The sequence below is a fragment of the Pseudoalteromonas sp. QJM3NY_12 genome, from assembly GCF_056173165.1.
On the sequence record NZ_CM149661.1, the window covers coordinates 3346870 to 3373682 of the forward strand.

The following is a 26813-nucleotide window of genomic DNA, read 5'->3' on the forward strand; positions in this document are numbered from 1 at the left end:
GATCATAAAATGAGTAATAAATTTAAAAATATAGAAAGTGAAGAAATCAAATTAAATGAGTTAGGTGAAATTGAACTAAGTGAAGAACTTACAGATGCTGTTGCAGGCGGTTTTTCTCCAGAAGAAGAAGAAGATGAAGGTATAAATGTTGGTTCTTGCACAACAAATATAAGCTGTGGTAGCGAACTAAAAGAGCTATAAATGTAGCAAAAGGCTATTTAATATAAATAGCCTTTTCTATTTTCCATATAACTTTAGGGGAAATTATGAGTGATTCAGTAAGTACAGTAAAAGGTTTTTCAAAGCACGAGCTTGCGAGTAGTCTTAGCAATGAAAAGTTTCAGCTAATTTTATTTCCTACAGAACAATGCAATTTTAGATGTGTATATTGCTATGAGGATTTTGAAATCGGGAAAATGCCAGACTGGCTTGTTGAGGCAACCAAAACTCTAATTAAAAACAAAATGAAAAGCTTAAAGTTTCTATCTCTAAACTGGTTTGGCGGAGAGCCTTTACTTGCAAGAGACATTGTTTTTGAAATTGCAGAGTATGCCCAACACTTAGCAAAGGAAAATAATTGTAAAGTGTATGGTGATCTAACTACAAACGGCTCTCTTCTCGATATAAAAACACTAACAAAACTTGTTGAGCTAAAGCAAAATAGTTTTCAAATATCCATAGATGGTGACAAAGAGTCACACGACACAACTCGGTTAACTCGTAACGGGAGAGGGAGTTTTGACAAAATTTGGGGCCGCTTATTAGATGCGGCAGCCACAGATCTAGATTTTAAAATCACACTTCGAATCCATATAACCGATCTGAACCATGAGAGTGTTTTGAAATTTTGTAAACGTTATGATGAGACCTTATTCAGTGACCCCCGGTTTCAATTGTTTTTTAAAGCGATTGATAACTTAGGCGGCGATAATCAAGACACTATCAAAGTTCTCACTTCCAAAAGAACTGCAAGAGACTTAGTCAAAGAGTTGACAATTCGTTACTCTGGTACAAGTAAACAAATAGATAAAAATGGTCATTATATCTGTTATGCAGGAAAGCCTAATTCATTAGGAATTAGAGCCAATGGTAATATCAATAAGTGTACCGTTGCTTTAGATGATGACAGAAACAATATTGGTAAAATTAACCCTGATGGCACACTCACACTAAACAATGAAAAATTTAGTACCTGGATAAAAGGCTTTACGACACTTGATAGCTGGCAAATGGGTTGCCCGCTAAGCTATATGAATAGTAATAGCGTTGTTGGTGACATTGCTATTAAGAAAGTTAGCTAGCTTATGTCTATTGTTAATATGTTCAGAAAAGAAGCGCTTAGAAATCAGTATAAGTCGAGCGATATTGGTAGGTCGCTCATTAAACAACCTAAAGTTATCAATAATTCTATTTCAGCTTTAATCGCAATCTTCATATTTAGCTTTTTAATCATTAACTTTGTAACATTCTCAACAAAAAAAAGCCACGATGCTAAGGTTTCACCTGAGCACTATACCCCACTAATTTATAATGAGGTTGTCATCATAAATAAAAGTCATGCTACACATGGCGAAATGGTCAAAAAAAATCAGCCTCTGCTTTCTATTTCTAAATTTGATAGTCAAAATGTGATGAAAAAAGATATTATCCGTTCCCCTGCAGATGGTTTCTTTTTTCACTCTTTCGCTGATAAAAATATCATAAAACCATTTGAACCTCTCGGCTACTTATTAAGCCCTGCTGCTGAAAATGAGTTATCTTTTTGGGTTTCTAGCAACAGCAATATGAGCATTCATGTAAATGACCAAGTTACCTTAATCGTCAATAATGATGAGTTAAAAGGTATAGTCACAATGGTTATTGGCAGTAACAAAATTAATAAAGAGCAAAAAGTACATTTAAGATTAGAAGCTAACAACTATTCAAAGTTATCACCTACCGCAGATATAAAGATTCTACTTACTCGGCAATCTGAAAAAGTCCTTAACTTAATTAAATAGTGAAATTAAAATGCGTCTCACAGACTACATTGACTTTAAACCATCAAAACTACCTCTTTTTTTACAAAGTGAAGTAGCTGAATGCGGCACCACATGTATCGCTATGATTGCTTTTTATCATGGCTATAAAGTAAATATGCTTGCTATGCGACAACGCTACCCCGTTGGTACTCAAGGAATAACAGTTAAGCACATTTTAAAAATTGCAGATGATATTGGGTTGTCTGGGCGAGTATTAAAACTAGAGCTTGGTCAATTATCAAAACTAAAGGGCCCAGCTATATTACATTGGAACTTTAATCATTTTGTCACGCTTGCTTCAGTAAATAGAACTGGCATTGTTATCCATGATCCTGCAAAAGGGAAAATAAAACTAGATTGGAAGCAAGTCTCTGAAGCATTTACCGGCATTGCAATTGAGCTAACCCCAACATCAGCATTCACCGTGGCTGATGAACGAGTAAGAATGCCACTCAAAGCATTTATTGGCAACATAGAAGGGCTCGCATCCTCATTATTTAAGATATTCGTTGTAGCCTTAATTTTGCAATGCTTCCTATTGGTATCCCCCTACTATATTAGAATTGTAATTGATCATGGTATACCTCTTTCCGATGGCGGAATATTAATATGGCTACTCGCTGCTTTTATAGCTGTTACTTTACTAACCACTTTTAGTAATATTATTCGTTCAGCTGCCATTTTATATTTAGATAAAAATTTAGGTTTTCAAGTAAAGGCTAATATCCAGCGTCACCTATTACATTTACCCCTTTCGTTTTTTGAATCTCGGCATGTTGGCGATATTAAATCGAGATTTGAAGCATTTAATGAAGTTCAGAGAATGATCAGCCGTGGTTTTATTTCTGCTATTGTTGAAGGCTTGTTAGGCATAACAACCTTAATAATTATGTATACTTACTCACCAACTCTTGCCTTAGTTTCTTTATCGTTCCTCTCTTTTACATTATTGCTTAGATTATATTTAACTAACAAAGAAAATAAGCATTTAGAGCAAGTTTTATCTAAACAAGCAAAAGAAAATAGTCACTTTCTAGAAACGATCCGAGCAATTATACCGATAAAATGTTACGTAAAAGAAAGTACTCGACTTTCTTCATGGCTTAACCTATTTGCTGATACGACTAACGAGAATATTAAACGAGAAAAAGTCACCATTGCGGCAGAGATTAGCCAGGAGCTAATTAGTAAAATTGAATATTTAATTGTTATTTTTATTGGTGCCACATTAATAATAAATAAAGAGTTTACTATAGGGATGTTTATTGCTTTCTTAGCTTATAGACAACAATTTTCAAGTAGCACACAAACTCTGGTAGATCACGTATTCAGGTTCAAGTTAGCCTCTACTTACTTGCGCAGAATGTCTGATATAGTGATGCAGAGCCAAGAGCAAGAAAACCCTCAACTAACAATTGCAAAAGAGTACGCTAAAGGGCAAATCGAAGTACGAAACTTACACTTTAGATACTCTTCATCCTCACCTTGGTTATTTAAAGGAATCAATTTTAAAATAAATGCAGGAGAGTCAGTCGCTATTATTGGTCGCTCAGGTTTAGGGAAGTCATCACTTCTTAAGTTAATGACAGGATTAATTAAAGCAGATCGAGGTGATTACTTATTAGATGGGCATTCGATAAACATGCTTGGCATGAGAAATTTTCGTTCCATGTGTGCAACTGTGATGCAAAATGATCAATTACTAAATGGTTCCTTAATCGAGAATATCTGTTTCTTTGAGCCTAAACCTGATCTAGATAAAATCACAGAAGCAGTTAAAGGCGCTGCTATATGGCATGAGATTCAAAATATGCCTATGGGTTTGCATACTCAAGTAGGTGATTTAGGCAGCTCATTATCAGGTGGTCAAAAACAAAGATTACTTTTGGCAAGAGCGCTTTACAGTCAGCCCGTCATTTTGTTTTTAGATGAAGCGACTAGCCACCTAGATGCGATGACAGAGCTAAAGGTCAATCAATATTTAAAATCAAAAAAAATCACACGGATCAGCGTAGCTCACAGACAAGAAACAATACAAGCCGCAGATAGAATAATTGACCTAGAAGAGTTAATTAAGAACCAAACCTTAGCCCAAGCTGTGTAACTACATCACGATAAGAATAACCATAAGGAATAGCTATGAAATTTACATCCAAACTAATCTATCAAGGGTTGATAGGTTTATCTGTCGTTATGCTCATTTCTGGCTGGCAATTAGGGTTTGCGGATAATGCTGAAGTTATTCCAAAAGACTCTGTCACTATTGCGAAGGTTGAGCGTGGTGATTTTTCAATTAAAGTTGATGGCTATGGCTCATTGCAATCAATCAATAAACGGCTACTTACCGCAACCAGTAATGCTGTGGTTGACGAAATAAAACTTAAAGCAGGTGCTGTAGTTAAACATGGCACTGTGATCCTTACTTTAAATAACCCTGAGCTAGAAAGTAAACTGCGCTTAGCATTAGCAAAGCTTAAAAATGCCAAAACCCAAAAACGTCAAACCGTATTGCTACAACAGCGTGAGATGCTTAACAACGAATCAAGCGTGTCTGAGCTAAAAGCACAATCTGAAATAGCCATGCTGCAAGTTGAAGCAGAACGTACATTAGCTAAATCAGGCATTGTTTCAGGGATTAGCGCCAAGAAAAATGAACTCGAAGCCAAGCAACTCTTAAAACGTATTGCCCTTGAAGAGTCCAAACTTGATAAATTAGCACAGATGCAAAAAGAATCGCTTTCGATTCAAGATGACTTAATAGCCCAAGCGCAAGACGAGTTTGACGTCGCCAAATTAATGGTAGAGCAACTTTCAGTTAAAGCGGGGATGAGCGGCGTTATTCAGCGCTTACCTTTAAGTTTAGGGCAAAGCGTTACTGCAGGTTCTGAACTTGCTTTAATCGGTAGCCTCTCCCCTTTGGTTGGTGAAATAAAAGTACCGCAAATTCAAGCTCATTTAATTCAAATTGGTATGACGGCCCAAATTAGTACGTTGAATGATCAAGTGCGTGGCCAAGTAGTTCGTGTTGATCCAGTGATCAGCGACGGTGCTGTACAAATTGATATTGAACTAGAAGCTTCAGAATCAGACACCATGAAACCAATGCAACAAGTTGATGCAACTATTTTTGCCGACGTACAAAAAGAAGTGAATTATATAAAGCAGCCAACAGGTGCAAGTGAAGGCAGTTATGGCTCATTATTTAAACTCACAACAGATAATAGAGCCGTTAAAGTTGACGTGCAATACGGTAAAGTGTCAGGGCAACTGATCCAAGTACTGTCGGGTTTAGAGCCTGGTGAACAAGTTATTATTTCTACATTAGATATCCCCGTTGAAACAACAACAATAAGAATAGCTGGTTAAGGAAAAAACATGAATACTGAAATTTTACGAGTTAATAACTTAAGTAAGTCCTTTTCGAACGGGGAGCAAGTAAGTCAAGTTTTAAAAGGGATTAGCTTTACCGTGTACGACGGCGAGTTTATTTCTATTTCTGGGCCTTCTGGTTGTGGCAAGTCAACACTGCTTAATATTATGGGGCTGCTCGATACTCCTCAAAGCGGTGAATATTACATTGATGGTTTACTGGTCTCTGATATGGATTCAAACCAACGTGCAAAAGTACGAGGTAATCGTATTGGCTTTGTGTTTCAATCTTTTAACTTAATTGATGAAATGACAGTACTTGAAAATGTTGCGCTACCGCTAAAATACCGTGGCGACTCTTTATCATCTCGCCAAGCAAGAGCATTAGACTGCCTTGAAAAAGTGGGCCTAGCTGATAAAGCTGATTTACACCCAAATCAAATTTCTGGTGGTCAGCAACAACGTGTTTCAATCGCACGCGCGTTAGCTGGTGACTCTGGCATCATGCTGGTCGACGAACCTACTGGTAACTTAGACTCGAAAAATGGCGATGCAATCATGGCATTAATAAAAGACCTTAACCAGCAAGGCACCACCATTGTATTAGTTACCCATGATCCGCGTTATGCCGATATGGCTACGCGAAATATTCAGTTAAAAGACGGTACCGTCGTTGCCCAAAGCGACGAACGAGTGTCAAGCAAACCTACAAATGAAAAACAGGTTGCTCAGCCATGTTAAAAACTGCCTACAGTACATTCAAGCGCGCTAAGCAGTACTATTTCACCACAGTTTTCACGTTGGCATTAACACTGTCAATGGTACTTAGTTCATTTAGCTTAGTTGATCTAGTGTATTTCGCCCCACTACCTTACCAGCAAAGCGATAACTTATACTTACTTGAAGGCACCATTAACTCTAAAGGTTACTCAGGTCCTGCTAGTAATTCAAAAGTTATGAGCTACATTAAAAAAGAAAACACCGTTTTTACTGATGTCGCTACTTATCATAAATGGACTGATTACAAACTGCTTGATCAGTCTAGTAGACCCGAAATTGACGTCATACTCGCTTCACATAATCTATTTGATTTACTCGGCGTTCAAGCCAAACTTGGTCGGTTATTCAATAAATCAAAAGCGCTCGGTACTCAGCAAATGTCGGTCGTATTAGGCTATCGCGCTTGGCAAACCTACTATAATAGTGACCCTCATATTGTTGGTAAAAAAATACAACTTAATCAACGTCGTTTCAATGTAATTGGTGTCGCACCCGACGACCTTGTACTACCCAATTACAGCAAAATAAATAACGCAATATGGATACCGATTGATGCTGATGAGTCATTTAACCCAAAAACATCTAACGGCTTTATGGGGGCATATAAGAATGTAGTTAGATTTAAACCCACAGCTTCAGAGCAGGAAATTAATAAGCAGTTAATTGATTTGTCACTTAAAGGTGCGCAGTTACACGCGCCTAATATTTTAAAAGATTTTACAGTGGGTGCGCGTGTTACTGCATTTAATGACGCCCTTAGAGGTGACAGCGGAAAGATTGTATTAATGTTGTTACTAGGTGTGTGCTTATTAATGCTTATTGCTCTTATCAACCTGTCTAGCATGCAGCTTGCTAAAGCTATTACACGTATCAAACCGCTTGCGATAAGCTTTGCGTTTGGCGCCAGTAAAAAACAGCTCATTATGGAAACACTCAAACATAATGTTTTACTCATTAGTGTTGCGGTGCTGCTTGCTCTAACATTTACTCAAATCGGTTTTATGGTTATTCAAAGCCTTGCAGCTGATGCCATTCAGCGCTTAGACACCCTGTCTTTGAGCATTAATACGCTGCTGTTTTCAGTATTTTTAATTATCAGTATTGCCTCTCTTTACTCATTTATAGAACTCAGTGTTGTTAAAGAAAAGAGTTTAATGAGCAGCTTGCAAAGTAGCGGTAAAGGCACCGGTAAACAAATGAGTTCAGCCACCAGCCATTTACTGGTTGGTTTGCAAATATTGTTTTCGTTTTTAGTATTAACAGCCGCCAGCCACGTAGTACTTGTTACGTTAACTGAAGCACTTAGAGAAAACGGAATTAACACGGAAGGTAAGTATTCACTAACAATTAACTACAGTAATGTAAACTCCTCCGGCGAGCGTATTAATTTACACAAAGCAATCAGCCAAAGATTACAGGCGCTCAATAGTGTCAGTAGTTTAGCTGTTTCCTCTGAGATGAGATTACCTAAAACGGTTAACGTCAATCAAATATACAACGAAGCTGGACAGTATATTGCCCAAGCACGTAATAGCTTAGTCACGACCAATTACTTTACTGAACTGAATTTAACGATTACGGGTAAAGACTTTGCCGAAGGAGATGAACAGCTCGAAAATCCACCGATCATTATTAATCAGCGCCTTGCAGATTTACTTAATAAAAACAGTAATGAAGTACTAAACAGTAAAGTGAGCTTTGATAATAAAAAGTATTATTCAATTATAGGCATTGTCAGCAATACCTATGTGCCTGGCAGCCCTGAAAGTGAAGACTTTGAAGTATTTACACCTAAAGATTACCCTGGCTGGCAACAATTTACGTATTTGATTACTGTTTCAGATGAAAATAATGCAATTGCAGATATTCAACAAGCAGTATTAGCAATAGACCAACGACTAGACATTAATAACATAGCCTCTTTAACAAGCCTGTTTGATGATAAAAGGCAACGCCACTTAAATGCTGCATGGCTAGCTATTGTGCTGGCCTCAACATCGCTGCTCATGGTGGGTATTGGCATAAACGGTATTGTTAGCTACTTAGTGAAAGTGCGCAGATATAGCTTAGGCGTAAAGCTTTCTATGGGGGCTGATAATTATAGATTGCTAAAAGAAAGCTTATTAGAGCTCATGCAACCCATTTCAATGAGTTTAGTGTTAGCTTTTTCAACGGCCTTTTTAGTTATAGGCTATTGTATGTCATTACCTGGTATTGACCTGCCTATAAACTGGTGGTTAACAATGACTATTTGGTTAGGGTTATTAGCGATATCTGTACTGGCTAGCTTTTTCCCGATCAACCAAACGTTACGACAAGATCCAATAAAGGCATTACGAAATGAATAAATTTTATCTTATCATAGCGTTTTTGCTCATTGCCTCATCACCCGTTAAAGCTATTGAAATTGATAATAGTAAGTGGACTAAACTGATAGAGTCTACGGGGCAAGAAACTATTTCATTATCGCCAAATGGGGAACTGGTTTTATTTTTACACCAAATAAAATACCCATCTATTGATTATTTATCTCAACAGCGCGTCGCATTAGCTGGCTTAGATTTTTATACTAATTTATCGAGCCGAGTTAATACTGAACAATTTAGCCATGCAACGTTATTTAATATTGCTACAAACACAAGAGAAGAAGTTAATAACTTAGAAGGGGTGATTGTCGATTTTAATTGGTCCCCTGATGCTAAAAAAATCGCATTTTTAATTCAGCAGGGCGCCAATACAAAACTATGGTTGTACGATATCGATAGCAATGTATCTAATAAGCTAACAGAACTCAATTTATCCACAAGTCTTGGCGGAAGGCACCTGAGATGGCTTCCTGATGGTCAAAGCATTGTCGTCAAGCAGCGAAACTCCCGAATAAATGCACTTGGACATAATACTAAAAAGCCCAATGTATTGTCATCTGAGCTGCAGACAGATCAAGGGCGAACTCATAAAAACTTATTAATCAATGACCAGATGAAAGAGCTGTTTATATCTATCAATCAAACCAAGTTAGTGAAGGTAGACCTCAATGGTAAAGTTTCTACATTAACTAAAAGTGGCTTGGTTAATGATTTCTCCGTCTCCCCTGATGGAAAGTATTTACTGTATTCCACGCCACCGAGTGAGTTATCTGCTTATTTACCTTATAAAAAATGGGGGAGTACTTATAATATCGTTAATATAGACAATCCCTCTGATATATATAATTTACCAAGTTTAAAAGATAAAATTAACCTACCTAAGTCCAAAGATAGTGTTCCTATTGGCGCTAGATTGGTGAAATGGTTGCCTTCACAAAACTCAACTATTACATGGGTAGAGGCGAGTGATAAAGGTGATATGTCATTACCACAAACATATCACGATCATATTTATAAATTAGAAAGCCCATTTTCAAACCATAAAGAATTAATGCATCAAGTAACATGGAGAGTTCATGATATTTTGTGGGGGTTATCTGGTGTTGGAATACTTCAAGACTGGCGCTATGACAGCAAGCAGGCCAGAACAACTTTAATCAATGCTCAAAACACTACCAGTACTTTAATCCACCAAAGAGATTATCGTGATAAATACAATGACTTTGGTGACCCTCAGACATTACGTACGCCTGCTGGATATGAAGTTTTAGTTGAGCAAAATAATAACTTATTTTTCTTTTCTTCTGGGCAAAGTAAGAACGGCATAAGACCCATAGCCAAACATTACAATATATTGAATAATCTTGATAAAACAATATTTTTAAGCGATGCTAAACATATAGAAATGCCTTTAAGAGTCGCCAACAACACCTTCGTAATCCAAAAACAAAACAACAAAAATGCACCTCAATACTATGCAGTTACAAACAATAGCTTTAATGAAAAGATCTTACTGTACTCTAACGAAAATAAAAATGAATTTATAAACCAGCCACTAACTATTAGCTATAAAAGAAGTGATGGATTAGATCTTACTGGAACACTGCATTTACCTAACAATTATAAAACGCATGAATCAAATAAAATCCCTGCAATTTTATGGATTTACCCTGATGAGTTTAAAAATAAAAAACTTAGCCAACAAAATACTGTACGGACAAATTTATTTAGAGAGTTTGATCCGCTAAGCCCATTGGTATTTCTGCATGACGGCTTTGCTGTTTTTGAATCACCTTCAATGCCAATTACCTCATTTGATGGAGGTGAACCTAACGATGACTTTATCAATCAAATTAATCTAAATGCCGAAGCCGCAGTCAATGCCTTAGATAAATCAGGCCATATTGATGTGCAAAAGTTAGCCGTTATGGGTCATTCTTACGGAGCTTTTACTGTAGCTAACTTACTTGCACATACCGATCTATTTAGAGCTGGGATTGCACGAAGCGGAGCTTATAATAGAACCCTAACACCGTTTGGGTTTCAAGGTGAACAGCGTAACCTATGGCAAGCAAGGGATACATACATTAATATATCGCCTTTAATTTATGCCGATCAAATAAATGAACCATTATTATTGGTTCATGGGGAAAGCGATCAAAACTCTGGTACTTACCCATTGCAGTCAATGAGAATGTATCAAGCATTAATTGCGAATAAAAAAACAGCTCAGCTAATTATGCTCCCGTATGAAGGGCATAGCTATCAAGCTAAAGAAAATTTATCTTATTTACTGTCACACCAATCTGAATGGATAAAAAAGTGGCTCAAAAAATCAAAATAGTATGCTGAAAAAATTTAATTCGATTACAAAAGAGCGGCTTGATAAACGCAAAGCCACCCATGAAATATGCCGCTTATTTAATAAAAGCCCAAGTAAAGGTAACTTAAAACGCATAACAGGACTGTTTGCTAACTCCGGTTCGGGCGTCATTATTGAAGCAGGCTTTCATTGTGACTATGGCTCACAAATACAAATTGGTGATCGTACTTTTATAAACATTAACTGCACTGTGTTAGATGCGCCAATTAATGAAGGAGCTATAAGCATTGGCGACGATTGTTTAATCGGCCCGAATGTTCAGCTACTGGCAGTCTCGCATGCGATTAACCCTACAGAGCGGCTCAAGAAGGAGAACTTTACTGCACCGATTACTATCGGTAATAATGTGTGGATTGGCGCGGGAGTTATTGTGTTAGCTGGCGTTACAATTGGCGATAACGCTGTTGTGGGCGCAGGGTCAGTAGTAACCAAAAGTGTGGCTGCGAACACTGTTGTTGTCGGTAACCCCGCGATAAAAATTAAAGATATTTAAAGAGTTATATCATAGGTCGTCGTTTACGGCGACAACCCCCTGCGATATTAAATTTACAAATATACTGAATCCCAATACGGATAGTCACCAATTCTAGTGACCAACTTGCGCCTCAAAGGATTTGCAGCAATGTACCTTGCTATTTCAATCCTATTTTCTTCTTCTCGCAGCGCATGATCATAATACGCTCTTTGCCATACAGGCTGATTTAAATCCCGTACTTTATTAACTTCTCGAACTGATGCGCCTTTTAAGTGACCCACTACAACCCCTAATTCACTGTTTTTAAGCTGCAACAAACCATGGAAATGATCAGGCATTAAAACCCAAGTTAACCAACGGCATTGATACTTGAGCTCATTACTCGCAATGCATCTACAAAAGATATTAGCATGATCGAAATTACTAAATATCCCTTCTCTGCGGTGGCATGTAAATGTAATGAAGTATTCGCCTGATTGAATTGATACACGCCCTTTCTTTAAGTTACTCCAGCTCATTTAGTAAATTCCTTTTTCTAAAGCAGAAATAAAATATAGCCTATTTACGCGCTAAAGCACGTCCTACACCTTTCTACAACCTTGTAGGTCGTCATTTATAGCGACATTGTTTACTTATCTAATCATCGCGTAAAACAAGCGATGGCCGTGTACTGGCGGCTTTAAAGGCAAGACTGGCAACGGTTAGCCAAGTAAACGCACCCACAATGAGGCCTGCCAAGCAATATACCCAAATGGTTTGCTCAATACGGTCGTTAAAACCTTGCAACCAGTTATCCATTAGCCAATAAGCTAGAGGTAAAGCAATTGCTGCCGCTGCGAACACTATGATTAAAAACTCACGGGCAAGTAGATTAACTAAATTTAAACGGGTTGCGCCCAATACTTTTCGCATGGCTAATTGCTTTTGCTGACGTTTCGCTGCAAATGCCGCTAGTCCAAATAAACCTAAGCAACTTAAAAACATGGCCAGCACAGAGAAATTTCGAATAAGCACAAACAAGTCATGCTCGACGCGATAAACCTTGGCTAAGTCTTGAAGCATTAGGCTAAATTGCGGGTTGGCAGTTAAATTAAACTGTTTTAAAAGCTGGCGTAGCTGACTCAATAATTGAGGAAAGTTTGCTTGCTCGGTGCTTACCACCAATCTAACGGTTGATTGTGAGCTATACCCTGCTGAAAATGACACAGGCAGCCAATCGTCTTTTGCCGAGCCCACTTTAATGTCTTTTATCACACCAACGATGATGGCATTGATGTTGCGGTAAAGCCCCTGAACTTGCAGCCCCACTACCTCACTCACACTCTCATAGCCAGCGCGTTTTGCCATTTGTTCGGTCACCAAAATGGCCATTGCTTGAGGCGTATCCTCGCCCTGCTGCGTATTTGACTCCTCATTGACATAATGCAACCAATCGCTTTGAAATTGTGGTGAAAAATCTCGGCCAGCAAGTAGTGTCAGACCCAAGGTTTCCACGGCATGAAAACCTGTGCCAATAGTCGGTGGCAGTTCGCTTTCTTCATAGCCGTTTGGCCAACGGAAGTAAAAACTTTCTAGGATGCTATCGGTTAAATCTGTGTCTGTAGTGGTCACTTGCACGACACCGGGCAGTGCACGGATCTCATTGAGTATCGCATGCTCTTTTGCCATCAATTGCTTGCTACTTAAATCGTGTATCACAATGCGATCCGTCACATCATAACCAACCGCTAAGCTTTGCAAGAACGTTAACTGTTGCAAGCTCACTAACGTACAAACAATTAAAGCCATTGCCATGGCTGCTTGAAATACTAACAAGCCTTTACGCAGAATCTGACCTGTTTGCAATTGCCCTGCAAGTAAACTTTTAAGCGGAGCGCGTGCGACACATAAAGCTGGGTAAACACCTGATACAAAAGCCAATAAAAGTATCAACCCCAATACAGCTAGCAATTGTGACCAATCCCAAACTAGCTGTAATGGGCGGTTTGCAAAGTCACTAAAGCTTGGTAATAACACCTCAACCCAACACAACGCTAACACCGTAGCAAAGGCCAGCATTAGCAAAGCTTCTAACAAAAATTGCAGAATTAATTGTCGCTTACTCGCCCCCAGCATTTTTCGCATAGCAATTTCTTTGCTGCGATACAACAATTGCGATACCGCAATATTAATGTAATTGGCTGCGGCAATGGCGAGTAGTAACACGCTCAATACCAGGCTCAAGTTCACTAAAAAAGCCGACCCGCCAGGTTTAAATTCAAAGGGAGAATGGGCTTTAAAATACACGTCTCGCATCGACACTAAACGATATTCAAGCTGGCTATTCTTTAATTGATATTTTTCAATAAGACTTCTAGCTAACTGCTTTTCTATGCCTTTTAAATCAGCTCCTTGCTCAGTTTTTAGATAAACATAACTCGATATATCGTTATGTTCGGTGAAATCAACAGACACTAAAGCATGAAACAAAAAGTGGCTGTTATCGGGTAAGTCATTAAAAACAGCACTCACAGTGACACTTTTCTCGCCCATCAATAAGGTTTGCTCGAACGCATTGCTAACACTGCCGAATAACCTTACAGCCTCACTTGCACTAAAGGCGATTTGATTGGGCTCTGAGAGCGCTTGTTCAAGATTGCCAGCTATCACATCAAGATGAATAAAATCACGTAAATTGGCCGAAGTGCCATATACATTTCGCAGCTTAAACGCTTGCCCAGCCACTTTAATATGATCAGTAAATAAATCACTATCGACCACATCTGCCAGCACCAATAAGTTGCTTACATCACTACGTGAAGACACTGTTTGCGCAATGCTTACAACCGTTAATGGGATCTCTTCTAAGCCCGGCACCTTTACATCAACATGCAAACGATAAACTTGCTGGTGATCGGGCTGCATTTCATCAAACGACAATTCATACTCTGCGAATAACGTCACTAACAGAGCTGCGGCAAGACCAATACTTAACCCAAAAACATTCAATAACGAATACAGCTTATATTGCTTAAATACTCGAAACGCTGTTGTTACATGTGATATCAACATACCTAACCTATAAGACCTTGTTCTCACCCCAAACGGCCTACCGGTTACACCGACAGGCTATAGCTTTGGCTAATAAACTTTATTTATTCATAACGTAAAGTAAGCGACGGTCTCGTACTGGCAGCTTTAAAGGCGAGGCTTGCAACCGTCAGCCAAGTGATCGCAGTAACACTCAAAGCGGCAACCAGATAAACCCACAGCGCTTGATCAACACGCTCATTAAAGTTTGCGAGCCAATCACCCACCAGCCAATAAGTTAGCGGGTATGCTATGGCTACACTTCCTAGCACTAAAATTAAAAACTCTTTTGCCAGTAGATTCATTATGCTGATGCGTGATGCACCCAGTACTTTGCGTACAGCGACTTCTTTTTGACGACGAATTGTGGCAAATGAAGCTAAACCAAAAGTACCTAAACAGGTTAAGAACACTGCAAGGCCAGTAAATATAAGTACGACAAGAGAAACACGCTCATCACCTTTTAATACCGCTTTATAGTTTTCAGCTAGCAGGTTTATTTTTGGCTCATAAATATTAGACACTTCAGCTAAAGCTGTAATCACTGCTTGTTTTATAGCAGGGAGGTTTTGCACGTTCACGGTTAAAATTACTTCAGATACTGGTGTTAAATAGTTATAACCACATAAAAACATAATGTTAGAATTCGCATCTTGTGCATTACCAACCTTTACATCTTTTACAACACCAACAACTTGCATATCCACATTACGCCCTGTGTCTTTAATTTTTTGTCCAACAATATCAGCCACATTGCTATAACCAGCCTGCTTGGCAACGGTTTCTGTAATAATTGTACCTACTGTTGTAACCCCGTTTGCTCGCGTCGCCCAGTCTGAGGAAAACTCACGGCTAAAGTCTCTACCAGCAATAAGCGTAAGGCCTAGCCCTTTTACAACATCAAAACCAGAACCTATCACAGGGGTTATTCCACCTGAAGATTCACCATTGGGCCAAGTGGGCTGTAATGTATTGTTAATTGAAACGGTTAAACGGGTATCAATAACCGTTGCTTGCTCTACACCATCTATAGCCGTCAAGCGATTAATTAGTGCGCTAGGCTGCTGCGTAAATACCGATTGCACCGGCAACTCTGAAACCACTAAGCGTTGCTGCGTTTGATAGCCTAAAGGAAGGCTTTGTAAATGAGATAATTGTTTTAATAACGTAACTGATGCAATGATCAAACCGATTGCTAATGAAGCTTGCAAGGTCAATAAACATTTACGTACCCAAATGGCCGTATTACCGCGTTGTAAATCGCCACTTAACACTCGTTTCGCGCTAAATGATGAGATAAACAATGCCGGGTACAAACCTGCAAGTATGCCTACAGCAATAACAACAGCCATAATGCCCAAACCAAAGGCTGAAAAATAACTCACTATCAGTTCACGATCGACCAGCTGGTTAAAACTTGGCAATAACAGCTCCACTAACACACAGGCAATAATCATCGACAATAGAGCAACCAAAGTAGATTCAGCTAAAAACTGTGTTACTAACTGCAGCTTACTTGCACCAAGTGCCTTGCGCACACCCACTTCTTTAGCGCGCTTTGCAGACTGCGCTACTGTCATATTGATAAAGTTAAAGCCAGCAATCAAAATAAGTAACACGCTCAACCCTGCACAAATCGTTACAACTTGCTTTGCGCCGCCTGCTTTCATTTCAAATGGCGATTTTGCTGTTAAATGTAAGTCTAGTAATGGGTGTAACTCAATGGCAACTTGACCCGCCATTTGCCCATTGAAGTACTGTTTAGACAGTGTATCAGCGAGTGCTTTTGGATCTGCTTGCGGCGCCAAACGCATATAAACATAACTGCTATTAACCATCAGGTTATTTGGATCATGTTTTACATATACGAGGTTTTTAAATGCAAAGTGAGTATTGCTTGGTAAATCTGCAAACACCGCCCGTACAGTATATTGCCCTTGTTCGTGCTGTAACGTGTTACCAATAACATTTATTGTACCGAAAATACGCAGTGCTTCAGATTCACTTAGAGCCAAGCTCTCAGGTGTACTCATTGCATTTTTTAAATCCCCTGCCAATGTGTTTATATTGATAAAGTTCTCAATATTTGGCGTTGCCCCATACAAGTCATTAAGTTTAAAACCCTGATCCAGGTACTGCACGTCAACCATCGCCTCTCTGGTCCACGATACCATCGTCAAACCAAACACTTCTTCTACTTGGCTATATTCAGTGGCTTTTGCCGCTTGAGAATAATTAAAAATAGGAATGACTGATAAGCCCAACTTTGAGTAATCTTGGCCTACACGGTAAACACGTTCAGCGTGAGGCTGCTGACTATCGTATGACAACTCGTTTTGTGCAAATAGTGCCACTAAAATTGCCGCAGCTAAGCCGATACTTAGCCCTAAAAGGTTTAGGATAAAATGCTGTTTTTGTTGCTTAAATGATCTTAAAGCAGTGACTAAATAATTAATAAACATATTAAGCAACCTCAACAACGGCTTGCTGCACAACATTTGCTTTATCAAGCATCACTTGGCCATCCAATAGGCGCACTAAACGATCAGCATAGGCACCCTCTTTTTCTGAGTGAGTCACCATAATAACCGTGGTGCCCTCGCGGTTTAATTCGCGTAGCATCGCCATCACTTCATCACCGTTTTTAGAATCGAGGTTACCGGTTGGCTCATCGGCTAAAATTAGCTTGGGATTAATCACTAATGCACGCGCAACGGCTACCCGCTGCTGCTGACCACCCGACAGTTGCTGTGGTAGATGCTCGCCGCGGTGATCAATACCCACGCGCTTTAAAATGGTTTCTACGCGTTGCTTACGCTCACTTTTTGATATTTTTTGATACTGCAATGGCAACTCTACGTTTTCATAAACTGTTAGCTCATCAATCAAGTTAAAACTTTGAAATACAAAGCCAATTGATTCTTTACGTAGCTCTGCTAGTTGCTTTTCGCTATAGCCTGCAATGTCAGTTCCCGCAAAATCAAAGTTGCCTGAGGTCGGTGAATCAAGCATACCCAAAATAGAAAGCAGCGTTGACTTACCACAGCCAGATGGCCCCATTATCGCTAAAAAATCACCTTCGTTTACAGTTAAGTTAATATTACTCAGCGCTGTTGTTTCAACATCTTGAGTACGAAATACGCGGCTTAAATTAGTTAGTTTGATCATTGTTATTATCCTTAAAATTGTAGTTGCTGTGCTTTGTCAAAGTTGCTGTAGCTAGAGGTAATCACTTTATCCCCAGCGTTTAGCCCTTCAAGCACTTCAAAATAGTGTTGATTCTTTTTGCCTAGGCGGATATCACGGCGCACTGCTTTATCACCGCCTTGCTCGATTACATAAACCCAGTTACCGCCCGAGTTAGTAAAAAAAGCCCCGCGTTTAAGTAGTAAGGCATTGTTATTGTCATCCCCTAGCATTAACTCAATATCAATGCTTTGGCCGCGCTTAATGCTTTTAGTGTTACTGGGTAGGTCCACTTCTACTTGAAATTGTGACTGCTGTACGCGGCTATCGATTTTGCTCACTTTTGCATTCACCGTGCCGCTTTCTAGCTCAATCATTACCGCCATGTCACGCTGCACTTGGTTTAAATAAAATTCATCCATGCGCACCACTAATTTATATTCATTAGGAATATCTATTTGGCCTAACCGCGCACCACTGTTTTTAGATTCGCCAATTTCCACATCAAGTTCGCTTAAATAACCCGATACCGGTGCTTTGATTAATAAGTTGTCGAGATTTCGACGCGCAAATTGCAGATTTTTTTCGAGCATTTTAGCGCTGTCTGACAACTGCGCCACTTGCACCTCACGGATTGAATTTTCTTGTTTTTGGCGCTCAAGGGTGAGCTTTTTACGCGCTTGGTAATAATTTAAATCTTCTTCGAGCTCAGCTAGTTGGTCTTGCGCCAATACGCCACTTTTAACCAGAGGTTTAGTTTGTTTTAATCGACGTGTTAAATGAGTTATTTTTAATTCGATTTCTAATAAGTCGCGGCGTAAGTTTAACCGGCTGGTTTCCATCATCATCTGCGTATTACGTAAAAAGTTAAGCTGCTCGGTAACTTGTGCTTCACGGCTCATTACATCAAGTTGTAAGTTAGTGTTGCTTAAGCGCACGAGCGGTTGGCCTTTCTCAACATATTCACCTTGCTCGACTAATCGCTCTTCCACTTGACCACCAGCAATGGTATCGAGATAAATACTGGTTTTTGGCACAACTTGACCGCGTAAGCTTAAGGCATCTTTAAAGGCACCTTGTTTAACCGTGCTAACCGTTAAACCACTACGCTCGATATTTTGGCTACGGCCTGTATCACTGCTTTGCGTAAAACCATATGCAGCCGCAGCAACACCTAAAGTAAGAGCTGCAAAAGTAAATTTTTTAAAATACTTTTGCGTAAATGAGCGTTCTATTTTTTTGTCCATGTCGACTACCTTGATACAGGTTTAATTTAACTAATTACTTATTGTTATTACAAAGCGTGCGCCAACTTTAATTAACCAATAAAATCAAGCACTTAATTGCAAATTAAGTTTTTGAACTAATTATAGTGTCCGTTTATAGAACACTTTATTATCTTATGAACGTCCATTTATGGACACTGTCCCCTTTTTGTTTTAGGCTAAATAAAACTCTATAAGAATAAAAAACATGAAACACACAGGCTCTCTTCTAATTGTTGATGACAACCCAGACATTCTCATTGCAGCACGTTTATTACTAAAACAGCATTATCAAAGTGTTAAAACCACAGACAATCCATTTGACATTGCAGGCATCATTAACGAGCAACGCAAGCTCGAGCAGCCCGTTGACGTAATACTGCTTGATATGAACTTTACCCAAGACTCAATCAGTGGCAAAGAAGGCTTTTATTGGCTGAAAAAAATTATCGAACAAGACGCTAATATCGTTGTTTTATTAATGACCGCTTACGGCGATATTCAATTAGCCGTAGATGCAATTAAAGCGGGGGCCTCTGATTTTATTGCCAAGCCTTGGCAAAACGAGCAATTACTTGGCGCAGTCGCCGCTGCATTTTCACACGCAAAAGACAAACAGCAAGTGGGCAAATTAACGCTGCAAAAACAAGGGTTAAACCAAGCCTTAAACACGCCTAACTTTGAGTTTTTAGGTCAAAGCAATGCGATGCAACAGGTGTTTAGCACCATAGAAAAAGCAGCTCAAACTGATGCCAACATATTAATAACCGGTGAAAGCGGCACAGGGAAGGAGTTGACCGCTCACGCCATTCATCAAGCAAGTATGCGCCATAATCAAACATTTATGAGTTTAGACATGGGTGCGGTGGCGCAGAATTTATTTGAAAGCGAACTTTTCGGCCACAAAAAAGGCGCGTTTACCGATGCAAAAAGCGATCGAATTGGTAAATTTGAGCTTGCCCACGGTGGCAGTTTATTTTTAGATGAACTGGGTAATTTACCCTTAGAGCATCAAGCCAAATTACTGGCTGCACTGCAAAATAGACAAATAACGCCCGTTGGCAGCAGTAAAGCCGTTGATATAGATATTCGCCTTATTTGCGCCACTAACGACAACCTTGATCAAGCCGTCGCAGAGGGGCGTTTTCGTCAAGATTTATTGTATCGGATAAACACCGTTGAAATTCGCCTTCCGGCATTACGGGAGCGCAGCGATGACATTCCATTATTAGCTAATTACTACCTAAAACACTTTGCGCAAAAATATAAACGCAGCTTAACCATTAGCGATGATGATATGAGTGCGCTTTGCCAATACGCGTGGCCAGGTAATGTACGTGAATTGGCTCACGCTATAGAGCGTGCGGTTATATTAACTGAAGGGGATACACTCGATATAACCTCAGTTGTAGGTAATAGCGCAGCACCTAGCGCTCATTCTGCGAGTCAAAGTACAGAGGATATAAACAATCAGCTACAGTACGACACCTTTGATTTAGACATACTCGAACAACGCACAGTTCGCGCAGCACTTAAGCACCATCAAGGTAATGTGAGTCATGCAGCCAAAGCACTGGGTTTAACCCGTGGTGCCATGTACCGCCGCCTTGAAAAGTACGGGCTATAATCATGCGAGCTAATTTATTACTTTCATTTAATATTATCGCACTTATAAGTGTTAGTGCGTTGCTTAGCTATGTATTGCAAAAGCATGGTTTTTCAGCGACGACATTATTAATGATGCTAGTCGCAGCGGCGCTAATAGCGCATATTTTTACGCTGTTTAAGCGCCAACAAAAACAAGCTGAAATGGTGATCCGCGCTTTAGCTAATGGCGACAGTACATTAGGGCTTGGTCAGCAACACCCAATGCTTAAGCAATTTGAGCAAGTAAAAGCACAAATGCAAACAGCGCGCTTTAATGCCGAGCAACAAGCTCAGTTTTTACAAGCTTTGCTCATCCATGTTGATTTAGCCGTTATGGTATGTGATGACAACGGCGAGGTGATCGAATCAAACCCAGCCGTTAGTAAGTTACTAGGTAAAAGCTTCCAAAATTTACATGAGTTAGGCGCTGTTGGAGAGTTAATTTTAAACGCCGAACACAATATCCGCAGCACCACCTACTGGCAAAATGGCGAGCAGCACGACACCCTATCAATTCAACTGAGTATCGCCGAAATACAAGGGAGGGTTCGCCGTGTAGTGAGCTTACAATCAATTCACGACCAATTACAACTTAAAGAACAACAAGCATATAAACGCTTAACTAAAGTGCTCACTCACGAAATTGCCAACTCTATTACGCCACTATCATCACTAGCTGATACCTGCAGTAATTTGCTGCCACAAGCATTATGTTTTAATGAGCTTGAAGATAAACAAGACTTACAGCTTGCACTAAGCACGTTAGCATCAAGAACCGCTCATTTAGGTGATTTTATTGCTCGTTTTCGCCAAGTTAGTAGCTTACCTAAACCTAATTTAGCACCTAAAAATTTAGCCGATATGCTAACGCATATTGTCGCTTTACATCAACAACAAGCCCGTGAACTGCAAATAGATATAGAGCTTACAATTCAAAGCCAGCAATTAGTGATGCTTGATAGCAGTCAAATAGAGCAAGTATTAGTAAACTTAATAAAAAATGCACTTGAAGTACTAAAGAGTAATCAAAAGTACAGTACTGAGAATGCCACTCAAGCAAGGGTCGAAATCAGCTTGGCGCAAAACGCAAGCCAACAACTTTATATAGAAATCAACGACAACGGCCCAGGTATCAGTGAGCATGTGATAGATATGATCTTCGTGCCATTTTTTACCACCAAACAACAAGGCTCCGGCATTGGTCTTAGCCTCTCTCGGCAAATAATGCTCAACCACGGTGGTGATTTAATTTATGTACCAAAACCACAAGGCGCCTGTTTTAGGTGTGTATTTGGTTGAGTGTAGAACGCCATTTAAGGTGACGACTTATTAGCATTGGCACTTTCGCGCTAAAGCACGACCTACAAAATTGCACAGCATATCTCGTAGGTCGTCGTTTACGGCGATAAAAAGGCAAAAACTAGTCTTTAATTCCTAATTCAGCTCCTAATTGCTCAATATCTTTATGTTGCTCAAAATACTGCACAACAGCTTGAATCTGTTGTTGCTTTATACCTTCAAAATTATCGGTTAGGTAATCTTTAATCTCACTAAAGCCCCAGGTTAATTTCATTTCAGTTGGGATTGCGGTTAAGGCAGTAAACACCTCTTCAATCGTTTTATCGTCTAGTAAAAAGCGAATAAACTGCATTACGGCTAAGCTCTCTGGATTATCTGAGTATTTTTCTGTCTCTGCAACTCGAGTAAGAACCTGTTCTGGCGTTTCATAAAGTAAAGCCTGCTCTGCAATATTGGTCTGTAAATCAGCTATTACTTCTTTAATCTCACTATTTTCTGAGCTGCGGAATTGTTTAAATAGTATTGAGTGCGATTTTAGAGCTGAGCGAAAATCTTTTTTCCGGCAATATACAGCACTCTGGTTACACATCGCTTCAGCTACCCGAATTTTAATCTCTTCATTCGCTGAGCCTTTAAACTGATCAATCAAAGCCGCATAGCTGTTGAGTGCGTCTTCAAGCTTTTCTTGCTGACCATAAGTAACACCTTGGTATAACATCGCCATTGCCACCTGATTTTGAATCTCTTCATTCGACGAGCCTTTAAACTGATCAATCAAAGCCGCATAACTGTTGAGTTCATCATCAGGCTTACCTTGCTGATCATAAGTAACGCCTTGGTTAGCCATCGCTTTAGCAACCTCAATTTGAAGCTCTTCATTCGATGAATCTTTGAACTGCTCAATCAAGGTTGCGAAGCTGCTGAGTGCATCATCAAGTTTGCCTTGCTGGCCATAAGTAACGCCTTGGTTAGCCATCGCTTTAGCAACCTCAATTTGAAGCTCTTCATTCGATGAGTCTTTGAACTGCTCAATCAAGGTTGCGAAGCTGCTGAGTGCATCATCAAGTTTGCCTTGCTGACCATAAATAACGCCTTGGCTAGCCATCGCTTTAGCAACCTCAATTTGAAGCTCTTCATTCGATGAGTCTTTGAACTGCTCAATCAAGGTTGCGTAGCTGTTGAGCTCGTCATCAGGTTTGCCTTGCTGACCATAAGTAATGCCTTGGTTAGCCATCGCTTTAGCGACCTCAATTTGAAGCTCTTCATTCGATGAACCTTTGAACTGCTCAATCAAGGTTGCGTAACTGTTAAGCTCGTCATCAGGTTTCCCTTGCTGACCATAAGTAATACCTTGGTTAGCCATCGCTTTAGCAACCTCAATTTGAAGCTCTTCATTCGATGAACCTTTGAACTGCTCAATCAAGGTCGCGTAACTGTTAAGCTCGTCATCAGGTTTGCCTTGCTTAGCATAAACGACACCTTGGTTTAACATCGCTCTTGCAACAAAATCCCAACTTTCTTCATTATGTATACCTTTAAAGTTTTGTATTAGCTCATCATAAGATTTAAGTTCAGCACTTACATTTTTCAACATAGAATGGGCAATAGCTGTATTCCATAACAGCTGTGCATGAAATCGAGTTTGTTTTTCACTATCTTTCAAAGTTTTAATAGCTAAATTTAGATATTTTAGAGTCTCTTTATAGTTCTTTTTCCCATAACCAACACTTGCTAGGTTTGAGTATTCACGCGCAGTTGTATGCCCTTTACTTATTTTATTAGTGCTATTTTCTAATATTCTTAATGACTCAGGGTTTGGCTCTTGTTTCTCTGCAATAGACCTTTGCACATCGTCAGCCGCTGCTTCAACTTCTTTTCTCTTCTCTTCGATAATCTGATGTGCTTCATCGATATATTTCTTTAAGTATTCAACAGATGTATTAGCCTCACCTAATTGCTTTTCCAAAGAAACTTGCGCATTGGCTAAAATTTCATCCGCATTACTGCTAATAAAGCCTTCCATCTGTTGATGCGCTACATTTTCTGCTTCTTTTCTACTTAGCTTATAAATAAGTAAACCGCCCAATGCTAGAAAAATCGTTAATATAGAAAACCACCAATTTACTGAGTCTTTTAAATCACCAATTCGTCCATTAAAACCAGTAAATTTATTAGCTTGTAGATTCTTTTGCGCTTCGAGTTTAGTTTGTAAGTTAGCAAGTTGAACTTTGAGTGCTTGCTGCGCCGCTTCTAAGGTCTTAATATCATTACCGAGTGATTTTTGTTGCTGTAGCTTTTCATCTAGTCGAACGAGCTGGCTTTGCATACTAAACAGTTGCTGATACATCAAATCTTGGCTATTTTGCGTATTAGCTATAATAGGAGCAGAATTTACAGGCGTTGAATTAGGTGCAGTTGTAGCAAAAGCTGCGCTAGTCAAGCCCCATAAAAATACAAGTAGTAATAAAAAACGCATCAATCATCCCTAAAATAAGTTTGCTTTGCCAAAGTTGTAGTTATAACCACATAGTAACCTTTTAATCTAACCGAGTTTTGTAGCACATACCACCTAAAACCAACCATTTATAAAATATATTAAGTTATATTTTTGATGCTAAATCAACCTGAAAATCAGCGGGCTTACCAATATTAGCCCGCAACCAAAGCCCACTTTAACTTGCCATGCTTTATATTTACCTGTGACTTTAATTCCTAACAGTGGGCTTAATAAGTCGATACGTCGCGCAACAATAAACACCAGCCAACAAATAATGAAAGTGAGGCTGAGTATAAGTAATGGCTCCACAAAACCACCTAATTGCAGCTTCGACAAATAAAACGCAAGGCCAATAATCACACTTTGATGCAATAGATAAAAAGGGAATACTGCACAGTTTAATAAAGCCAGTTTAGGGTGATCGTGATTCAAAAAATGTTGTGCTAGTGCCAGCATTAACAACACGCCCATTAATCGTTGCGCAGTATACAGCATATCCATACTGGTAATTTGCCATTGGCTAGCAGCAGGGTTTTGCCAAATGGTGTTGTAACACAGCACAACAACTATATAACCTAACGTAAATACCACGAATAATACTCGCCAATGGCGAAGTAGCTGGCTATAAAATGTAGGCTGCCAAGCAAGCAAGTAACCATAAAGTAAGAACAGCGCGCCCATGGGGTATCGAAAAGTATCGCTCGGCCAGCTGAGTTTTAAAATACACAGCGGCAATAGCAATACAATAAAAATAGTCAATAACGAGCGCCCACATAAACGCGTGATTATTGCTTGCACTGTAGTGTAGTGAAGCAACGGCAGCACTAACACCAGCAATAAAGTAAATTGCCATAACGAACGTAAGTACCAAAGGTGATTCACATCGACATGAGGCCAAATCCCTGCTTGATAGCGTTCGAATAAAGGGTTGGTTAAATCAAAAAACTGGCTGTAAAACTTCCAAAAGCCCATAGCTAAACTGGCTTCTTGGCTCATTTGCGCATAAAGCTGAATAGGCACAATAAACCAAATGCCAAACAATAAAGGCAGTAATATTTTTACACTTCGTGTAGTTAAAAACATACCTAGACTAAAGCGCGCAACAATAAAGCGCAGCGCCACACCTGAAATAAACCAAATTAATCCCATTCGCCATGGCGACAATAAAAGCATAATGCTTTCAATACCGCTGGATAAGTACTGACTTTTAAAATGAAAGCCCCAATTTTCACTGTATAACATGCCGGTGTGGTAAAAAATTAATAAGCCAAAGGCAAGTACTCTCAGCCAATCTAAATCATAACGGCGAGATGGTAACTCTTCGCCTTGGTTAAACACATTTAACCAAGGTTTTAATAGCGTACGTGTTGTATTTTTAATGACTATTTTAAGATTCATAGAAGATTTAACTTATGAGTAATTAATAACAACTATGGACAACACACCGTGTTAAGCAATCATAAAAGGCTTATAAAACAGTCAATAGGGATAAACGGTGGATATCAGGGATGATATAAACTTGGTGTTTTATCACTCTCTTGCTAGTCTAATTGCGGTCTTTTAAAGAGTTACAATAATAATGATCACTTTATCGCACTTTCAGCGCTATCAAACTTGGTACGCGACTTTATTTTTATGTAGTTATATTTTTATAAACAACACGATTAATGCCAGCTCAAATATTATGGAAGCCCAACGTGATGGCGCACTTCCTTTTATGATCTGGGAGCCCTTTGTGTGGGAATACTCGAGTGCTATTGGCACCTTATTATTGTTTCCGGCTTTAGTTTGGCTATTAAAAACCCAACCTTTTAATTGGCAAAAAATCTCTCATTCAATATTACTGTACTTAGTAGCGAGCATTGCTTTTTCGTTATTACATATTGGTATTATGGTCGCTATCCGCAAACTCATTTACACCATGCAGGGTATGCAATATGACTTTGGGTTAGTGTGGTTTGAGTTACTTTATGAATACCGCAAAGATTTGTGGGGATTCTTATTTTTGATTATTGTTATTAAAACCTATCAATATGTCGTGAGCCAATTAACAGGTGAAGCAGCCCCGATCAGTCAAGGCGAAGATACTGCTGAATATGTAAGCTTAGACAGGCTACTGGTAAAAAAGCTGGGAAAAGAATTTATTGTTCGCGTAGCAGAAGTAGATTGGCTTGAATCAAATGGCAATTATGTAAATCTACATATTGGCGCTCGAATTTACCCTTTTCGTGCAACCATGACACAACTTATAACTCAGTTAGAGCCACAAGGGTTTTGCCGCATTCACCGTTCTCATGCGATTAGATTAGACGCGGTTGAATCAATCACGCCATTAGCAAGTGGAGATAGTGAAGTAAAACTTACAACAGGAAAAGTACTTAACTTATCGCGTCGCTATAAAGATCAATTTAAGGAACTGTTAAATTCAACTACAAGTCATTCTTAACTCACGCTAT

Annotated in this window: 19 protein-coding genes; 12 read left to right on the forward strand and 7 right to left on the reverse strand. The window is 39.3% G+C overall.

Annotation, left to right across the window (positions count from 1 at the left end; all coding sequences use genetic code 11):
* Positions 1 to 9: 9 nt before the first annotated feature.
* The 9 genes from AC0VZ5_RS15630 to AC0VZ5_RS15670 all read left to right on the forward strand — a co-directional run bounded on the left by AC0VZ5_RS15630 (position 10) and on the right by AC0VZ5_RS15670 (position 11412).
* Positions 10 to 201 carry a hypothetical protein gene (locus AC0VZ5_RS15630; protein WP_464710709.1) on the forward strand — a complete coding sequence of 64 codons (192 nt, stop codon included), beginning with the start codon at positions 10 to 12 and terminating at the stop codon, positions 199 to 201.
* A 65-nt stretch (positions 202 to 266) separates the two neighbouring features.
* Positions 267 to 1301, forward strand: coding sequence for a radical SAM protein (locus AC0VZ5_RS15635; RefSeq protein ID WP_475473619.1), 1035 nt, complete (start codon positions 267 to 269; stop codon positions 1299 to 1301).
* Between the two features lie 3 nt (positions 1302 to 1304).
* The gene (locus AC0VZ5_RS15640) at positions 1305 to 2000 is read left to right on the forward strand and encodes a hypothetical protein (protein WP_475473621.1); all 696 of its coding nucleotides are present in this window, start codon (positions 1305 to 1307) and stop codon (positions 1998 to 2000) included.
* Positions 2001 to 2010: 10 nt separating this feature from the next.
* Positions 2011 to 4125, forward strand: a complete 2115-nt coding sequence (locus tag AC0VZ5_RS15645) for a peptidase domain-containing ABC transporter (RefSeq protein WP_475473623.1) — start codon at positions 2011 to 2013, stop codon at positions 4123 to 4125.
* Between the two features lie 35 nt (positions 4126 to 4160).
* The gene (locus tag AC0VZ5_RS15650; RefSeq protein ID WP_464710701.1) at positions 4161 to 5387 is read left to right on the forward strand and encodes an efflux RND transporter periplasmic adaptor subunit; all 1227 of its coding nucleotides are present in this window, start codon (positions 4161 to 4163) and stop codon (positions 5385 to 5387) included.
* 9 nt (positions 5388 to 5396) lie between these two features.
* On the forward strand, positions 5397 to 6131 hold the full coding sequence (locus AC0VZ5_RS15655) for an ABC transporter ATP-binding protein (RefSeq protein WP_464710698.1): 735 nt from the start codon (positions 5397 to 5399) through the stop codon (positions 6129 to 6131).
* Positions 6125 to 8518 (forward strand): ABC transporter permease, encoded by a 2394-nt coding sequence (locus tag AC0VZ5_RS15660; RefSeq protein ID WP_475473625.1) that lies wholly within the window; start codon positions 6125 to 6127, stop codon positions 8516 to 8518. Before AC0VZ5_RS15655 ends, AC0VZ5_RS15660 begins: the two co-directional genes overlap by 7 nt.
* Positions 8511 to 10880: a S9 family peptidase gene (locus tag AC0VZ5_RS15665; protein WP_464710695.1), complete on the forward strand. Its 2370-nt coding sequence runs from the start codon at positions 8511 to 8513 to the stop codon at positions 10878 to 10880. Before AC0VZ5_RS15660 ends, AC0VZ5_RS15665 begins: the two co-directional genes overlap by 8 nt.
* A gap of 4 nt (positions 10881 to 10884) precedes the next feature.
* A complete protein-coding gene (locus tag AC0VZ5_RS15670) occupies positions 10885 to 11412 on the forward strand; it encodes a sugar O-acetyltransferase (protein WP_464711473.1) in 528 nt (175 codons plus the stop codon).
* A 53-nt stretch (positions 11413 to 11465) separates the two neighbouring features.
* Here the strand turns inward: AC0VZ5_RS15670 and AC0VZ5_RS15675 are convergent, their stop codons facing one another.
* From AC0VZ5_RS15675 to AC0VZ5_RS15695, 5 genes are all read right to left on the reverse strand, one after another.
* Positions 11466 to 11912 (reverse strand): REP-associated tyrosine transposase, encoded by a 447-nt coding sequence (locus tag AC0VZ5_RS15675; protein WP_178956813.1) that lies wholly within the window; start codon positions 11910 to 11912, stop codon positions 11466 to 11468.
* 118 nt (positions 11913 to 12030) lie between these two features.
* Positions 12031 to 14445, reverse strand: coding sequence for an ABC transporter permease (locus AC0VZ5_RS15680; protein ID WP_475473627.1), 2415 nt, complete (start codon positions 14443 to 14445; stop codon positions 12031 to 12033).
* 83 nt (positions 14446 to 14528) lie between these two features.
* The gene (locus AC0VZ5_RS15685; protein WP_475473629.1) at positions 14529 to 16925 is read right to left on the reverse strand and encodes an ABC transporter permease; all 2397 of its coding nucleotides are present in this window, start codon (positions 16923 to 16925) and stop codon (positions 14529 to 14531) included.
* A 1-nt stretch (position 16926) separates the two neighbouring features.
* The gene (locus AC0VZ5_RS15690) at positions 16927 to 17631 is read right to left on the reverse strand and encodes an ABC transporter ATP-binding protein (RefSeq protein WP_138608574.1); all 705 of its coding nucleotides are present in this window, start codon (positions 17629 to 17631) and stop codon (positions 16927 to 16929) included.
* Between the two features lie 11 nt (positions 17632 to 17642).
* Positions 17643 to 18896, reverse strand: coding sequence for an efflux RND transporter periplasmic adaptor subunit (locus tag AC0VZ5_RS15695; protein WP_475473631.1), 1254 nt, complete (start codon positions 18894 to 18896; stop codon positions 17643 to 17645).
* A 226-nt stretch (positions 18897 to 19122) separates the two neighbouring features.
* Here AC0VZ5_RS15695 and AC0VZ5_RS15700 point away from each other — a divergent pair, with 226 nt between their 5' ends.
* Entirely contained in the window at positions 19123 to 20541 is a 1419-nt protein-coding gene (locus AC0VZ5_RS15700; protein ID WP_198522126.1) for a sigma-54-dependent transcriptional regulator, read from the forward strand.
* Between the two features lie 2 nt (positions 20542 to 20543).
* A complete protein-coding gene (locus AC0VZ5_RS15705; protein ID WP_475473633.1) occupies positions 20544 to 21860 on the forward strand; it encodes a sensor histidine kinase in 1317 nt (438 codons plus the stop codon).
* Between the two features lie 121 nt (positions 21861 to 21981).
* Here the strand turns inward: AC0VZ5_RS15705 and AC0VZ5_RS15710 are convergent, their stop codons facing one another.
* Both AC0VZ5_RS15710 and AC0VZ5_RS15715 read right to left on the reverse strand, forming a co-directional pair.
* Positions 21982 to 24336 carry a tetratricopeptide repeat protein gene (locus tag AC0VZ5_RS15710; RefSeq protein ID WP_475473635.1) on the reverse strand — a complete coding sequence of 785 codons (2355 nt, stop codon included), beginning with the start codon at positions 24334 to 24336 and terminating at the stop codon, positions 21982 to 21984.
* A 138-nt stretch (positions 24337 to 24474) separates the two neighbouring features.
* Positions 24475 to 25755 carry an acyltransferase family protein gene (locus AC0VZ5_RS15715; RefSeq protein ID WP_475473637.1) on the reverse strand — a complete coding sequence of 427 codons (1281 nt, stop codon included), beginning with the start codon at positions 25753 to 25755 and terminating at the stop codon, positions 24475 to 24477.
* A 184-nt stretch (positions 25756 to 25939) separates the two neighbouring features.
* Between AC0VZ5_RS15715 and AC0VZ5_RS15720 the strand changes: the two genes are divergently transcribed.
* A complete protein-coding gene (locus AC0VZ5_RS15720; protein ID WP_475474764.1) occupies positions 25940 to 26803 on the forward strand; it encodes a LytR/AlgR family response regulator transcription factor in 864 nt (287 codons plus the stop codon).
* The last annotated feature ends 10 nt before the right edge of the window (positions 26804 to 26813 follow it).